Source organism: Corynebacterium tuberculostearicum (assembly GCF_032821615.1).
Classification (GTDB): domain Bacteria; phylum Actinomycetota; class Actinomycetes; order Mycobacteriales; family Mycobacteriaceae; genus Corynebacterium; species Corynebacterium tuberculostearicum_H.
Genome location: NZ_JAVBIF010000006.1, coordinates 1 through 14486, shown reverse-complemented (window position 1 = coordinate 14486; position 14486 = coordinate 1). Strand labels below are relative to the sequence as shown.

The window sequence follows — 14486 nt, the reverse complement described above, 5'->3', positions numbered from 1 at the left end:
ATGGAAGCCAACCTCTTCCTTCTCTTGGCCGCCGGCGTACTCGTTGCGGCAGGCGTCTACCTGCTGCTAGACCGCACCATGACCAAGATGATGTTGGGCTTGTTGCTACTGGGCAATGGAGCCAACCTCTTCCTGCTGCAGTCCGGCGGCTCGGCCGGTTCCCCACCTATCGACGGCCGCGAGTCGGAGCCTTATGGCGCCGAGATTGCGGATCCACTGGCGCAGGCGATGATTCTTACCGCCATCGTGATCTCCATGGCACTTACGGCCTTCATCCTTACGTTGGCCTACCGCCAGTACCGCTACCGCACGGACGATGTCATTGAAGATGACGCGGAGGATACCGCGATTGCGGCTAAGGCTGCGCGCCCTGGCAATGCGGCCGCCAACCCGGACCACGATGAGTCCAATGATCCGACCACGGGCCGCGCCACCAAGCAAGGCGATAACTTCGGACCCGAATCCTTCGAGCAACCAGTAAAGGGGGCCCACGATGAGTGAGACCGTACAGCCGCTTGTCGATGTCCTCTTTCCCTACATCGGCTACCTCATTCCGCTGCCCATTATCATCCCGGCGGTGGCCGCGGCCCTCGCCTTGATTTTTTGCCGCATCCCCAATGCGCAGCGCCAGATCGTGTTCTTCTCGCTGCTCATTACCGCAGTGGTTAATGCCACCCTCATCCTCATTGCAGATTTTGAGGGCATCCAAACGCTGCAGGTAGGTGGCTGGGACGCCCCAGTGGGCATCACGCTTGTGGCGGATCGCCTCTCTGCGGTGATGCTCTTTACGTCCTCCGTGGTGCTGTTTTCTGTCATTTGGTACGCCATTTCCCAGGGCGTGCGCGATGGCACCAAGGACGAGCCGGTGGCCGTCTTCTTGCCCACCTACATGCTGCTGACCATGGGCGTAAATATTTCCTTCTTGGCCGGCGACCTCTTCAACCTCTACGTGGGCTTCGAGGTCTTCCTCGTGGCGTCGTATGTGCTGTTGACCCTGGGTGCCTCGGCCGGTCGCGTGCGCGCCGGTGTGGGCTACGTGATGGTGTCGATGGCCTCGTCCATGATTTTCTTGTTCGCGTTGGGCTTTGTGTATTCCTCCGTGGGCACGATGAACATGGCCCAGATTGGCCAGCGCATGCAGGACATCCCGGAGGGAACTCGCATCGCCATCTTTGCCACGCTGCTCGTCGCCTTCGGTATTAAGGCGGCCGTGGTTCCGCTGGACGCCTGGCTGCCGGACTCGTATCCCACAGCGCCGTCGCTAGTCACGGCCGTCTTCGCCGGCCTGCTGACCAAGGTCGGTGTCTACGCCATTATCCGCGCCCGCACCTCCGTCTTCACCGCCGGTGGGCTCGATACCGTGCTCATGTGGGTCGCCCTCGCCACGATGTTGGTGGGCATCTTAGGCGCGATTGCGCAGTCCGATATTAAACGCCTTTTATCCTTTACCCTGGTTAGCCACATTGGCTACATGATCTTCGGTGTTTCCCTCGGCACCGCCCAGGGCCTGTCCGGCGCCATCTTCTACGCCGTGCACCACATTCTGGTCCAAACCGCGCTATTCCTGGTGGTCGGACTCGTTGAGCGCCAGGCTGGCACCTCGTCGCTACGCCGCTTGGGTTCGCTCATGTACTCGGCCCCGTTGATCGGAATCTTGTATTTCATCCCGGCCATTAACCTGGGTGGCATCCCACCGTTCTCCGGATTCTTGGGCAAGGTCATCTTGCTGCAGGCCGGTGCTAATGAAGGTTCCTGGATGGCATGGGTGCTCATCGTCGGTGCGGTGGTTACCTCGCTGCTGACCCTCTACGTCATGATGCTGGTATGGGCCAAGGGCTTCCAGCGCGACCGCGCCGATGCCCCGGAAGGCAACATGGCGCTCGCGCGCCCCGCCCCGCTTTCCGATATCACCGATGAGGTGGAATTTTCCTCCCGCCAGGATGTGGGCCGCGTGCCCTTTGGCATGATTGCGTCTACTACCCTGCTGGTGGCCGCGTCTACGTCCATTACCTTCCTGGCCGGCCCAATGTCCGGCGTGACTACCCGCGCTGCCGAATCCGCACAAGATACGTCCATCTACCAGTACGCGGTGCTGGGCGACCGCGCAGATGATCCCACCCGCCACCTCAACCAGAAGGAGCGCTACACCGGCGGCGCGGACTCCTATGAAAATCGCCGCAACCCCTCCCCTGAGGCGGAGCCTCCGGCCTCGCCGGGCTTGGATGCCCGCACCGATTCAGAAGCCGGTGGCCGCGACTCGCATTCCACGGATGTAAAGTCCCCGGACGCCGCCAAGAGGAAGGATATTAGCGATGACTAACACGCGCTTTTCCGGCCTGCGCCACCGCTTCCGCCCGTGGTTCATCGTCTGGCTGGTAGTCATGTGGTGCATGCTCATGGGCGAGGTCACCGTGGGCAACCTGGTGGCAGGGCTTATCATCGGCTTCGTCATTGTCTTTGCCCTGCCGCTGCCGGCCATGCCTATCGCCGGCATCGACGTCTCTTGGGGCAAGCTCGTTGCGTTCATGATCCGCTGGTTCTGGGAGCTGTTCTACGCCTCGCTCAAGGTGGGCTGGCTAGCCGTGCGCCCGCAGCCGGTGCCCAAGACCGCCATCTTGGAGCTGCCCATGCGCTTGGATAATGAGTTCGTACTCTCCCTGGCCGTAACGCTGTATAACCTGCAGCCAGGCGGCACGGTGACCGATATCGACATTGCAAACCGCATGATTACCGTCCATATCCTGGACGCCCGCGATGAGGCCCAGATTCAGCGCGAAATCGGTGCCGTGGCCCAACTCGAAGCCTCATTCATCGACATCTTTGAAAGGAGCCACCCGTAATGGATCCGCAGATCTATAACGCGATTTTGCTGGTGGCCGCCGCTCTACTGGTGGTCTCCTTCCTCATCACCGTCTGGCGCATTGTCACCGGCCCCAATTCGCTGGACCGCTTGGTGGGCATGGATGGCTTTACCGCGATGTTCCAATGCGCGCTGGCCACCTACATGTGCTGGTCGCTCAACACGACCGTGGTCTCAGCCATGCTGGTCATTGCGCTGCTGGGATTCATCTCCACCGTGTCCGTCACTAGGTTTAGGAAGAGGGATAGCCAATGAGCTGGTCCTTTATTGCAGATGTACTCTCGCTCATCCTCATTATTGGCGGCAGCGTCCTCACCTTGGCCGCGGCTATCGGCATCGCCCGCTTCAAGGACACCATGTCTCGTATGCACGCGGTAAGCAAGCCGCAAACCACCGGCCTTATCCTGACGATCCTTGGTGCCATCATCCGCATCACGGGCGCGGAATCCTTCAGCGTAGCCGAGCGCGGGGATTTAGGAATACTCGTTTTGCTGGTACTGTTTGCCATGTTCACTAGCCCGGTAACCGCGCAGCGCACCTCGCGTATTGCACGCCGTGAGGGCCTGTACGGCACCGAGGAATCCATGTCCCGCAACGACCGACCCGCCGCGAAGTCGCTGCGCCGCAAGTAGGAGACGCTTTTCACCGTGAAAAAGCTTTATGGGCTTCCCACTATGGTGACTTTGCTCGCCGCTCTCGTCGGCGTCATCGTCTACCGCTTCAGCATCTTCGACGGCAATAGCGCCTTTGTGTGGCGCGTTCCCCTGGATCTGAAGATTTATTGGCTCGCCGGCGGCGAGGTGGCCCAAGGCGCGGACCTCTACGATAACGCCTACATTGGCGACCTGCCTTTTACCTATCCGCCCTTCTCCGGCACCCTTTTCACGTGGCTTTCCACGCTTGACGACGCCCCCTTAATCCTCCTCTGGCAGGGCGGCACCGCCCTCGCCTTGTTCACGGTTATTATGCTGGTCCTGCGCGAGCGCGGGCTCAAGCTCTCCCCGGCAATGTGGCTGCTGGGCATCTTGCTGCTGTGCTGCACCCCGGCGAATGAGCCGGTGCACGGCACCTTATTCTTTGGCCAGATCAACATCTTTTTGATGCTGCTCGTGGCCTTGGACATCCTCCCGCGCAAGCGCGCTTTGCCGGGCATCGGAATTGGTTTGGCCGCAGGTATGAAGCTCACCCCGGCCTATATGGGTCTGGTCTTGCTCTTCCAGAAGCGCTGGTGGCAAGCAATCATCGCCATCCTTACCTTCGCAGTGACCGTGGCCATTGGTTTCGTAACCATTCCGGATGCCGCCGATTTCTGGACCGACGCTATCTTTAAGTCCTCGCGCGTGGGCGAGCACACCAACCCTGGCGCGCAGTCGATTCGCTCCGTGATGGTCCGCGCATGGGGCATCGATGGCGGCTGGATCTGGCTTTCCGCCGTGGTCGTGGTCTTCATTTTGACCTGCCTGGCGCTGCGCACCGCGATGAAGCACCGCAATAATTCCGCCGCACTTGCGCTTGCCGGCATCAGCTCCTGCTTGGTCTCCCCGTTCTCTTGGTACCACCACTGGGTGTGGACGGTACCGCTGGCCGTCGTCGTGCTAGTTGCCGTCAACCAGGGTCTGGGCAAGCGCCTGCACGGTTTCCTCGGCGCGCAGGTCGCTGGCCTCGTGTCGGTGCTCGCTATGTGTGCGGTGACCCTGCCGTTCATCTCCGCACCCGTGTGGCTGTCTGCTGCTAGCCGCTCCCTCAACCACTGGGATCTGCAGCCGTGGGGAATGTTGACCTTCACCGGCGCCGGCGTCCTCTTTATCGCCTTCTACGCGGTGTGGGGTTTTATCCCTGGCACCCAGCCGGAAGAGGAAGCGCCCACCCCGGGCCGCCACCACTTACCTGCGCAGCCCGCTGGCGCACAGCCCGCTGGTGCGCAACCTGCTTCCGCGGAGGCCGGGGCACTCCCGGCGCGCTCGTTTAATACGGCAGCTACGAGCCGGAGGGGCCAGGGTCATCCACGGGCAACGCAACCCGTCAGCGATGAAACGGCAGAAATGCCCGCGGTAGGGCCGGAAACGCGCGCGTTCCCGGCGGCCCAGGACATCACCGATATCCCCGATACCCCGGCCTACGGTCGCCACTCGCGCCCTGAGGACTAGCCCCAGGCCAGCCTGCCCGCCGCTTTAGAGCGGGCGGAAGGTGCGCAACTCGCGGCAGGTCTCCTCGACCACCTCGCGCCAGCTGCCGGATTCTTTGAAGAGGCGGCGCTGCCGCTCATAGCCGGCGCCGTCATCGATAATTTCGTGGATGAGGTTGAGCTCGTTGACGCATCCCAGCTCGCGCGCGATGGGGCTAAGCTCGTCCACCATCTCCGCTAGCTCGTCCTTGACCCAGGCCTCATCGGTCTCGCGGGAGGTAATCACCAGCGCATCCATGCCGTAGCGGGCACCGCGCCATTTATTTTCTGCTACGTGCCAGGGCTGCAGGATGGGGAGGGGCTCCGCGGCGTCGATAAGCCGGTCGTAGTAGACCACCAAGCAGTGAGTGAACGCCACGATGGCGGAGAGCTCGCGCAGGTTGGACGTCGCATCAGAGACGCGCACCTCCACCGTGCCCCACTTGGACGCCGGCCGAATATCAAAGTGCATGGAACCGGTGTGATTGATAACGCCGGAAATGGCTTGGTCGCGCATATAGGACTGCCACTCGGCCCAATCGCGGAATTGATACGGCATGCCTGCGGTGGGCAGCTGTTGGTACAGCATGGTGCGGTTGGAGGCATAACCGGTATCGAGGCCCTCCCACCCGGGCGAGCACGCAGAAATGGCCAGCAGATGTGGATACTTGGTCATCAGCGCATTGATGATGGGCCATACTCGGTCCTCGTGGCTAACGCCCACGTGCACGTGCGTGCCCCAAAGCAGCATCTGCTTGCCCCAGTACTGGGTGCGCGCGATGATTTCTTGATAGCTGGGCTTATCCGAAAGCGGGTTCTCGCGGAAGTCCGTAAAAGGGTGGCCGCCAGAGGCCCAGACGTCTACGCCCAGCTTATCGGCGGCTTCTTCCACCGCTTTCAGGGAAGTGTTCAGGTCAGCGATGGCTTCCGGCACGGTATGGCAGATGCCGGTGACCAGCTCTACCGTGTTCTGGAGGAATTCCTTTTCCAGATGGATCTCGGGGTGGGCTGCAGTGGCGAGGTCAATGAGTTCTCCGCCGCGCGGGACAAGGTCGCGCGTGTCGCGGTCCACGAGCGCCACCTCCCATTCCACGCCGAGCGTAGGTTCGGGAGAGCGGGCGAATTGTTCTGCCGGGATCTTCACCCATTCAGCTTAACGGGTGACAGGTATTAAGACGTGAATTTTATTTAACCTGTTCGCACCGGCGGTCCTGCGGGCGCGGAAAAGTTCAAATCACAAAAGTCCAAGGCCTTCGGCCGAAGAACTATGGTGCTTGCTCTTCGGCCGGATGGCCTTGGACTTTAAGTTAGGTGCGCGGCTTGCTTAGGCCTGCGGTACCGCCAGGGCGACGACGACGGCACCGTCATCGGTTGCTTCCTTAGGCAGGTCGCGGTTCATCGGGGCGATATCGGCCTGGTAGCGAGCGGCGACCTCCTTGGCCAGAGCCTCAGCGGAGGCGTCACCCTCGGGGAAGAAGACGGTGGTCTTTGGAACGGTGAGGACATCGCCCGGCAGGTTGCCCACGTAGCCAACCTTGAAGCCGCCGCCCTTGAGGGAATCGGCTTCCTTCTTGGCCTTGTCTACCTCGCCGGAGTTATTGAGGACGCTGACCTTAATATCGTTGCGGTCGCGCGCGGCGGAGTGGGCGTTTTCCTCGCCTGCGGCGGCATCTCCCTCGGCCGCGGCTCGCTCATCGGCAGCGCCGGAGGCAGCTCGGTCGCCTGCGCCGTCGCCTTCGCCCTCACCTGGCGCCGGTGCGGGGGCTGGGGCGCTAGCACCTTCGGAAGCGCCAGGGGCACGGGAACCTGCGGCGTCGGGGCCAGCGGAGCCTTCGGGCGCGGCACCGATGGTGGAACCGGTGGAGTTTTCCTGCGTGCTCTCGGAGGCAACGGTGGAGTCATCGTCGCCCGAGGTCATGGAGTACAAAGCCCAGAGGCCGAGCATGACGGCCACGGCGATGAGGACCATCGCCAGGCCGCGCAGCGGGAGGCCGCCCTTTTTAGCGTGCGCGCCTCCGCCAGCGGGGCGCTGCTTAGCAGCACTGGAAGCGGAGGCGCCGGCAGCAGAGCCGGCGCGGGTTTCGTCGGATACCTTGTCGGTCGAATTTTCCGGATTCACATTAGTCACATACGCAACACTAGTACTCAGAATTAACTATCTGGGGTATTTCCCCGCGCGGCGCGCCGCGTGTCTTCTCGCTCCTCGCGCAGGCGCCGCAGCCGTGCAACCAGGAGGGGGTGGGATTGGGCGGCCGCGGGGGCGTCGAGAAGCAGGTTAAGGCGCTGGTGGTAGCGCACCGGGGAGATGTCCAGCTGCGCGCGGATGGCCTCTTCCTTGCGGCCGATGCTGCGCGGCGCAGTTTCCTCGAAGTCCAAAATGGCGGCGTCTAGGTCAGACAAGGGGTTCATGCCTAAACTGTAAGGCATGACTATTCGCCCCATCGTTATCCACGGCGAGACCGTGCTCCACGAACCCACCCAACCGGTGGAAGAATCCGAGATTTCCACCCCGGAAATGCAGCAGCTCATCGCGGACATGTATGAAACCATGGACGCCGCCAATGGCGTGGGCCTGGCCGCTAACCAGGTAGGAATTGGCAAGCGCCTCTTTGTCTACCACTGCCCCGATACGGATGGCCCCAATGGCACCGAGCTGCCGTCCGAGGAGGCGGGCATGCGCAAGGGCTGCGTCATTAACCCCGTGCTGGAGACCTCCGAGATTCCAGAGACCATGCCTGCCGACGACGGCTCCGATGACGAGGGCTGCCTCTCCGTGCCGGGCGAGGGCTTTCCCACCGGCCGCGCCGATTGGGCGCGCGTGACCGGCAAGGACGAAAACGGCAATGACATTTCCGTCGAGGGTTATGGCTTTTTCGCCCGCTGCCTGCAGCACGAGACTGGCCACCTCGATGGCTTCCTCTACACCGATACCCTCATCGGCCGCTATAAGCGCCAGGCCAAGAAGGCCATTAAGCGCCACGGCTGGACCGAACCGGGCTACTCCTGGGTACCGGGTGAGGACGCCGATCCCTTCGGCCACGACGACTAATGTCACGCATTTTCCGCTCCGATGCCGTCCAGGTAGGCGAGCGCGTGGTGGCCCGGCGCGACTTCGGCGATGTGCATAGCGATGTCATTGGACATGTGCTGAGCCTCGACCCGCTGGTCATTCGCCCACAAGAGGTCGGCGGCTACCCTTCCGACCTGGAGGCGGTGGAGATCCCGCCGGAGCAGCTGAAGATCATTAAGCGCCTCTCCCCGCGCATGGTCCGCAATTCCGATATCCGCGCCGTGGAGGTTGCCGCGGCCGCGGCTTTCCCCGACACAGACCACGCCTGGACCAGCGATGGTTCCTGGCTGTTGCGCGCGAGCGACGGGGTTTCCGGCCACTCCAACTCGGCCGTGCCCGTGGGACCTTCGGCCGGCTTCACTCCGGTGCCACTGGAGGAGATTAAGGCCTTCTACGCCCGCCACAATCTGCCGGTGCGCCTATTGGTTCCGGAGCGCATTGGCAAACCGGCCGAGCGCCTGCTCGCCGACCCAGCTTGGGAGACCGAGCCAGAAATCCTCGCCATGGTCCTGAGGGATCTGCCCACGCTTGCCGACGCCCCCTCTACCTCCCCCACCTTCCACCTCACCGCCCAGCCCGACGACGAGTGGCTGGCGATGTATCAATCCCGCACCGATGCCCTTCCTGCCAACGCGTTGCAGAGCCTTGGCGCTCACATCGAGGGACCGCTCGGCTTTGGCCGCCTGGTCCTCGATGGCGAGACCGTCGCCATCGCCCGCGGCACCCTGAGCGAATCCGGCGATGGCACCACGTGGCTGGGTCTTTCTTCCATCGAAGTGGCCGAGGACTTCCGCCGCCGCGGATACGGAGCGCTCGCGCTCCAACATTTGCTGCACTGGGGCCACAACAACGGCGCTGAGCACGCGTACCTCACCGCGCCGACCTCGAATATCGCCGGCGTGCGGCTGGCGGAGAAGCTCGGCTTCATCGAGCAGCACCGGCGCATCTACGCCCGCCTGCGCGACTAGCTCTCCGCGCTGCGGACTTCCGGTCTGGGCGGTGAACGTTATGGGACTCCTTGTGGGCTGGGTAGTGAGCTTGACTCACTACCCAGGTAACCTATGTGTCATGCGCATCGCCACGTGGAATATTAACTCCGTCCGTACCCGCACACAGCGGGCGCTGAACCTTATCTCCAAGCACGACATCGACGTTTTGTGCCTGCAAGAAACTAAGGTGAAAGACGATAAGTTTCCACGCGAGGTCTTCGAGGATGCGGGTCTCCATGTCACCTGCCACGGGCTCAACCAGTGGAACGGCGTGGCCATTGTGTCCAAGGAAGAGCCCGAGGACGTCTTTATCGGCTTTCCGGGCCAGCCAGGCTTTGCCAAAGATCCAGAAAAGCCGCAAGACCGTGAGGCCCGAGCACTAGGGGCTCGCATCCGTGGCGTAGAAATCTGGTCACTCTACGTGCCCAACGGCCGCGAGATCACGGATCGCCATTATGACTACAAGCTGGACTTTCTCTATCACTTGGCGCGCTATGCGGAAAATCATGCGCAGTCCAAATTGCTTATGAGCGGTGATTTCAATATTGCCCCGCGCGATGAGGACGTGTGGGATATAGAGGCCTTCCGTGGCAAGACGCATGTCACCGAGCCAGAGCGCGCCGCGTTCCAGATGCTGGAAGAAGCAGGCCTCGAGGAAGTTACTCGCCGGTTCACGGAGGACCAGCGCTATACCTACTTCGATTACAAGGGCATGCGCTTCCAAAAGAACGAAGGCATGCGCATCGACTTCCAGTTGGCTTCAGCCCCGCTTGCCCAGCACGTGACCGGCGCGCAAGTAGACATGGTCGAGCGCGCCGGCGATAAAACCTCCGATCACTGTCCGCTTCTCGCAGATTACAATCTGCCCGATTTCAATTCCGTGCGATAAATGTCTTGGTCTCTTGATCTCAGCTTCTGGCAGCTCGTATTCCTGATCCTTGATTACGGCATCAAGATCATTGCCGTTGGCTTCGTGCCCGAAGGCCGCCGACCTTCCAGTTCAACCGCGTGGCTGCTGGCAATTCTGGTGCTGCCGTTTATCGGCCTGCCGCTGTTTTTGCTCATGGGCTCGCCGTATATCAACCGGCGTCGCCACCGCATCCAGCAAGAAGCCAATGAGAAGATTGAAAACGTCACAGCCCGCACCCCGGATCATCCGCAGGGCCTCCTTTCGGCGGAAGTAGAGTCGGTTATTCGGCTTAACCGCGAGCTGACTGGGTTCCCAGCATTGGTGGGCCATAACCTTGGCCTGCACGCGGATTATGACGAGTCCATTCGCGCCATTGCCGCCGCTATTGACCGCGCCGAGAAGTATGTATCCATCGAGATCTACATCCAGTCCTGGGATGAGACCACAGACGTCTTCTTTGAGTCGCTGCGCAGGGCTACCGCCCGAGGTGTAAAGGTGCGCTTGCTCTTGGATCAGATCGGCAGCTTCAAGTACAAGGGCTACTTCAAGCTGGGCAAGCGGCTAACGGAGATTGGCGTCGACTGGCATCTCATGCTGCCCATCCAGCTGCACAAGGGCCGCTTCCGCCGCCCTGACCTGCGCAATCACCGCAAGCTGGTGATTATCGATGGCAAGGTGGGCTTTATTGGCTCGCTAAATATGATTAAGCGCCAGTACAAGACCAAGGACCGCTACTGGATTGACTACATGGTGGAGCTTTCCGGCCCGATTGTGACCTCCATGTCCGCAATCTTCGCCGTGGATTGGTACCTCGAGGCAGAAGAGAACCTGCCACTGGATGAGCTGCCATATGACGACGCCCAGACTGCCGACGCCAACCACCTCCAGATAATCCCCTCCGGGCCGGGTTACACCACTGAGCCCAACCTGCGCATGTTCAACTCCCTGGTACACCACGCCAAGGACCGGCTGGTACTGTGCTCGCCCTACTTCGTCCCGGATGAATCCCTACTGGAGGCCGTGACCACCGCCTGCTACCGCGGCGTGGACGTGGAACTTTATGTCTCTGCCAAGGCGGACCAATTCATGGTCAACCACGCCCAATCCTCCTACTACCAGGCGCTGCTGGAGGCGGGCGTGCACATCTACCAATTCCCCTATCCCTTTGTTCTGCACTCCAAGTTCATCATCACCGACCCGGATGACCCCGGCCGCGATCCGCTGTGCATGTTCGGCTCCTCCAATATGGACCCGCGCTCGTTCGGCCTAAATTACGAATCCACCATGCTGGTGGCCAAGGGAGACCTCATTGACCAGTTCAACCAGCTCGTATCCAACTACCGGGCCGTATGCCACGAGCTGACCCTTGAGGAATGGAATGAGCGCGGATTTATCCGCCGCTACGTGGATAATGTCATGCGTCTTACCTCCGCGTTGCAATAAAGCGGGTACTGGCTGCAACGGCTTCAGCGAAGACTGCGCATATTTACCCACCCGAAGGCACTTCAACCTGCGGGTTTATCGATTTTCCCAGGTAGCTTATAACTATATCCCTGTAGATCTATACCCCGAGCCGATCAACCAACAAAACCGTCATCTTAGACGTCCATCTCGATCGAGGTGGGAGTTCCGTCCCTCTTCGTCTTCACCGTCACGGGGTGCCCTCCGAACATGTACCCGTCGTCGAACTCGACACCAACGTTTCCCCTGTGGGGAATGTTCACCACAGTCGGAGTCAGCTTGGCGTAGACGTCCTCCACCCCGAGTTTCGGGGCGGGTGTCGGCCTCCCTTCCGCCTCGGCCACATCGTGGCGCCACCGGTTCGCGGCCGGAAGCGCTTTTTCGGCCCCCAGCATGCGCGCTTTATCGAGGTACTCCTGGGAGAGGACGTTGTTGATGAAGTTCAGCGCCGACTTGAACTTCTTCGCCATGTTCCCCTGGCCCGCGAGGAGCAGTTCCGGCCCCTCGTACCACATACTGACCTTGACGCCGAGGTCGTCCGCTTTACCCTCGAAACTCGGGAACGTCCGGTCAAGGACCAGTTGTCCGATATTGGCCTCCAGGATCACCGGTTCGGCAGTCTTGGCCGAGAGTTCTTCCATCTCTGGGTCGGGCAGCGGGTCAAGCATTTCCCAAATGGTGACGTAGGGTTCCTTCCTTATATCGGAAAAGAAGTAGCTACCCCGCGCGCGATACACCTTGAACGGCTCCAGATCGGCGATTTCCCGCGGATCCCAGAGCGTCTTTCCCTGCCGGGTGTGAAACAGGTGCGGGTAACGCACATGGATACTTCCGGTGGTTACTTCCCCGTCGGGAAGTAACCGGAGAGCTACACCAGGCATAAGCATAAGTTGGAGTTTGAGCTTGTCTTTGGCGTAGTCGTCACCCACGACCCTCTTTTCCGGCACCGAGGAGACGATGAAGTGGAATTCGACTTCCTCTTCCTTAGCGCTCCTCTGCGTAACAGGGGCATCAGGAAATTCCTCGTAAAGCGACAGCATGCGGCAATGGTAACTCACCCCACGTGCCCCCGCACCGGAATTCATGGCGGCGGGACCCGACACATGTTCGCCCCGCGCACCTCCGATCCCCAGCCAGCCAGGGGGCATGACCGGGGTGTTTGTTACTGTGTGTGCATGAACCGACACATAGTGCCCGCCCTCGCCCTCGCCGCCGCCTGCACCACCGTCGGCGCCTGCTCCACCAACCAGGACACCGGGGACAACCCCGCCACCGGGGTCTCTGCCTCCCCGACAGTCGACAAGGGCCCCGTCGATCCCCACACCACCGTCGTCGACGACACCGCCGCCCCGCAGGGCTACAGCATGGACAGCATCAACCAGATGATCCAGGACCAAGAAGCCGAAAACCCCGGCATCAACCAGGACATGGTCTCTATGGCCCAGGAAGTCACCGCCGACCCGGCCGAATGCGCCGCCTTAACCCCCACCGGCGTGACCTACATCTCCAAAATCGTTCAGAACCCCGACGCTATCGCGGCCCGCGACTTCACCAACGAGTCCACTGACGCGACACTTAGCGTCGCCGTCTCATCCGACCCGCAGCTGTTGAACCACCCCCGTGACGTGTCGGTATGCGAGTCGATCACCAGGGCTCACGCCGGCGGATCCACGTCCTATACTGCGGCACCCATGGAGCTGCGCGTCGACGGCGCCGACTCCGTCACCGCCGCCGAGGTAACCCTGACGCAGTCCTCCTCCCCCCTTTCCGGTGACAACGGCTCCGTCAGCCGCATCGCCTACGTCGAGATCGACGGGGCCACCTACACAGTCTCCGGCTCCCCCGAAGTCGCACCCGAAGAATTCACCCGCATGGTCCAGGCGCAGGCCGAGAAAATCCGCCAGCGATAACACACCGCGGGTCATGCCCGCCCCGCTCCCAGACGCCGGTGGCGGGCAGGAGACGTCGCCTACCGCCAAGCAAGGCTGACAGGGTCCCACACCCCAGCCGCGGTGGCAGGATCCCCGCCCAGGATGGGGTCCAAAAGGAGACCGGCGATACGCAACGCCTCACCGACATCTCTCCGCCGCTTCCGCACCCTTCATGCCACAAGAAATACACTGTATGTTCTTTTGGGGCCATTCACGAAGATGCTGAAGCCTCAACAATGGGATTCATGTCCTACAGGGTGTAGCTTATATTTCCTTCCAGCCCTACAGGGCTAGATGTTCGGGAGCTACCTAACAAGGTTCAGATCCTTGCTCGCAATACGAGCGCAACGACCTTAGCCATATACCGCAGTACAAAGCGGGAAACTAGAACTTTCGCCAAAGTTGGGGCTTACCCTAAATGTTTTCCGTTAAAGCATGGTGTTGCCGCTTCGTTCGCTAACACCTAAGGATTACTTTTCTCTAGGCAAGGAACGACGTTTCAAGAAAATCCTCGAGACTCCAATATTCAGGATCAAACCACGCAACGCCTTCGTCGACTTCGAGTGCGACTAATTGGTCAGGCAGGAGGATGAGGAAATCATTTATCTCGGTGCGGATTCCTTGGCGTTGTAGCTCTTGTGCGACTCGTTCAGTGCTCTCTTGCGCGGTCTCGGCGGGGCGACGATTAAGGTCAACGCCATAGAAAGTATCCGTGATTGGCACCTCCATGTACTTCATTTCAACGGTGACGCACTTACCGTCCTCCACACAGCACACAATCTTGCGGCCAGGATCACCAGGCTCGAGTGCTTCGATATCAACCCAGCCTTCAAACTGTTCCTCATACGTATCCGCAGCGGTGCTGTTGCAAAGTTGGGGCAGTAGAAAGACCGGCGTGAAATAATCAGAGCCATGGGCATCTTCTCCGGTCGGCATTTCCCCCGTGACATCATCCTGTGGGCGGTGCGGTGGTACTGCCGCTACGGCGTGAGCTACCGCGACCTCGAAGAAATGATGACCGAGCGGGGTGTGCCAGTCGATCACACCACGATCTACCGCTGGGTGCAGAAATACGCCCCTGAGCTGGATAAGCACACTCGC

The 14486-nt window shown here is 61.0% G+C and carries 16 protein-coding genes and 1 pseudogene; 12 read left to right on the top strand and 5 right to left on the bottom strand.

Going from position 1 to position 14486, the window contains the following annotated elements:
- The 6 genes from RAE09_RS06170 to RAE09_RS06145 are packed head-to-tail and all read left to right on the top strand — an operon-like array spanning position 1 to position 5007.
- On the top strand, positions 1 to 501 hold the full coding sequence (locus tag RAE09_RS06170) for a Na(+)/H(+) antiporter subunit C (protein ID WP_200435710.1): 501 nt from the start codon (positions 1 to 3) through the stop codon (positions 499 to 501).
- On the top strand, positions 494 to 2320 hold the full coding sequence (locus RAE09_RS06165; protein WP_316981226.1) for a Na+/H+ antiporter subunit D: 1827 nt from the start codon (positions 494 to 496) through the stop codon (positions 2318 to 2320). The genes RAE09_RS06170 and RAE09_RS06165 overlap by 8 nt, the downstream gene beginning before the upstream one ends.
- Positions 2313 to 2840 (top strand): Na+/H+ antiporter subunit E, encoded by a 528-nt coding sequence (locus RAE09_RS06160; protein WP_316981225.1) that lies wholly within the window; start codon positions 2313 to 2315, stop codon positions 2838 to 2840. The genes RAE09_RS06165 and RAE09_RS06160 overlap by 8 nt, the downstream gene beginning before the upstream one ends.
- Positions 2840 to 3115, top strand: a complete 276-nt coding sequence (locus RAE09_RS06155) for a monovalent cation/H+ antiporter complex subunit F (RefSeq protein ID WP_005325614.1) — start codon at positions 2840 to 2842, stop codon at positions 3113 to 3115. Before RAE09_RS06160 ends, RAE09_RS06155 begins: the two co-directional genes overlap by 1 nt.
- Entirely contained in the window at positions 3112 to 3492 is a 381-nt protein-coding gene (locus RAE09_RS06150) for a monovalent cation/H(+) antiporter subunit G (RefSeq protein ID WP_316981224.1), read from the top strand. The genes RAE09_RS06155 and RAE09_RS06150 overlap by 4 nt, the downstream gene beginning before the upstream one ends.
- A gap of 15 nt (positions 3493 to 3507) precedes the next feature.
- Positions 3508 to 5007, top strand: a complete 1500-nt coding sequence (locus RAE09_RS06145) for a glycosyltransferase 87 family protein (protein ID WP_316981223.1) — start codon at positions 3508 to 3510, stop codon at positions 5005 to 5007.
- A gap of 24 nt (positions 5008 to 5031) precedes the next feature.
- Here the strand turns inward: RAE09_RS06145 and RAE09_RS06140 are convergent, their stop codons facing one another.
- From RAE09_RS06140 to RAE09_RS06130, 3 genes are all read right to left on the bottom strand, one after another.
- Entirely contained in the window at positions 5032 to 6168 is a 1137-nt protein-coding gene (locus tag RAE09_RS06140) for a glutamate--cysteine ligase (RefSeq protein WP_316981222.1), read from the bottom strand.
- 180 nt (positions 6169 to 6348) lie between these two features.
- A complete protein-coding gene (locus RAE09_RS06135) occupies positions 6349 to 7152 on the bottom strand; it encodes a LytR C-terminal domain-containing protein (RefSeq protein WP_236587116.1) in 804 nt (267 codons plus the stop codon).
- 23 nt (positions 7153 to 7175) lie between these two features.
- On the bottom strand, positions 7176 to 7451 hold the full coding sequence (locus RAE09_RS06130; protein ID WP_005325609.1) for a DUF3263 domain-containing protein: 276 nt from the start codon (positions 7449 to 7451) through the stop codon (positions 7176 to 7178).
- Here RAE09_RS06130 and RAE09_RS06125 point away from each other — a divergent pair.
- The 4 genes from RAE09_RS06125 (at position 7450) to cls (ending at position 11436) form a co-directional block, all read left to right on the top strand.
- Entirely contained in the window at positions 7450 to 8073 is a 624-nt protein-coding gene (locus tag RAE09_RS06125; RefSeq protein ID WP_005325608.1) for a peptide deformylase, read from the top strand. The two genes, RAE09_RS06130 and RAE09_RS06125, sit on opposite strands and share 2 nt — an antisense overlap.
- A complete protein-coding gene (locus tag RAE09_RS06120; protein ID WP_005325607.1) occupies positions 8073 to 9062 on the top strand; it encodes an N-acetylglutamate synthase, CG3035 family in 990 nt (329 codons plus the stop codon). The genes RAE09_RS06125 and RAE09_RS06120 overlap by 1 nt, the downstream gene beginning before the upstream one ends.
- 100 nt (positions 9063 to 9162) lie before the next feature.
- Positions 9163 to 9972 carry an exodeoxyribonuclease III gene (locus RAE09_RS06115; RefSeq protein ID WP_005325598.1) on the top strand — a complete coding sequence of 270 codons (810 nt, stop codon included), beginning with the start codon at positions 9163 to 9165 and terminating at the stop codon, positions 9970 to 9972.
- Positions 9973 to 11436 carry a cardiolipin synthase gene (cls, locus tag RAE09_RS06110; RefSeq protein WP_005325597.1) on the top strand — a complete coding sequence of 488 codons (1464 nt, stop codon included), beginning with the start codon at positions 9973 to 9975 and terminating at the stop codon, positions 11434 to 11436.
- A 155-nt stretch (positions 11437 to 11591) separates the two neighbouring features.
- On the opposite strand, the gene RAE09_RS06105 is transcribed toward cls, so the two are convergent.
- Positions 11592 to 12494, bottom strand: coding sequence for a DUF2262 domain-containing protein (locus tag RAE09_RS06105; protein WP_005325596.1), 903 nt, complete (start codon positions 12492 to 12494; stop codon positions 11592 to 11594).
- Positions 12495 to 12629: 135 nt separating this feature from the next.
- Here RAE09_RS06105 and RAE09_RS06100 point away from each other — a divergent pair, with 135 nt between their 5' ends.
- On the top strand, positions 12630 to 13364 hold the full coding sequence (locus tag RAE09_RS06100) for a hypothetical protein (protein WP_005325595.1): 735 nt from the start codon (positions 12630 to 12632) through the stop codon (positions 13362 to 13364).
- Between the two features lie 501 nt (positions 13365 to 13865).
- Here the strand turns inward: RAE09_RS06100 and RAE09_RS06095 are convergent.
- Positions 13866 to 14321 carry a hypothetical protein gene (locus RAE09_RS06095; protein WP_316981221.1) on the bottom strand — a complete coding sequence of 152 codons (456 nt, stop codon included), beginning with the start codon at positions 14319 to 14321 and terminating at the stop codon, positions 13866 to 13868.
- Here RAE09_RS06095 and RAE09_RS06090 point away from each other — a divergent pair.
- Positions 14298 to 14486, top strand: a pseudogene (locus RAE09_RS06090) (IS6 family transposase); the annotation flags it as partial. The gene RAE09_RS06095 and the pseudogene RAE09_RS06090 sit on opposite strands and share 24 nt — an antisense overlap.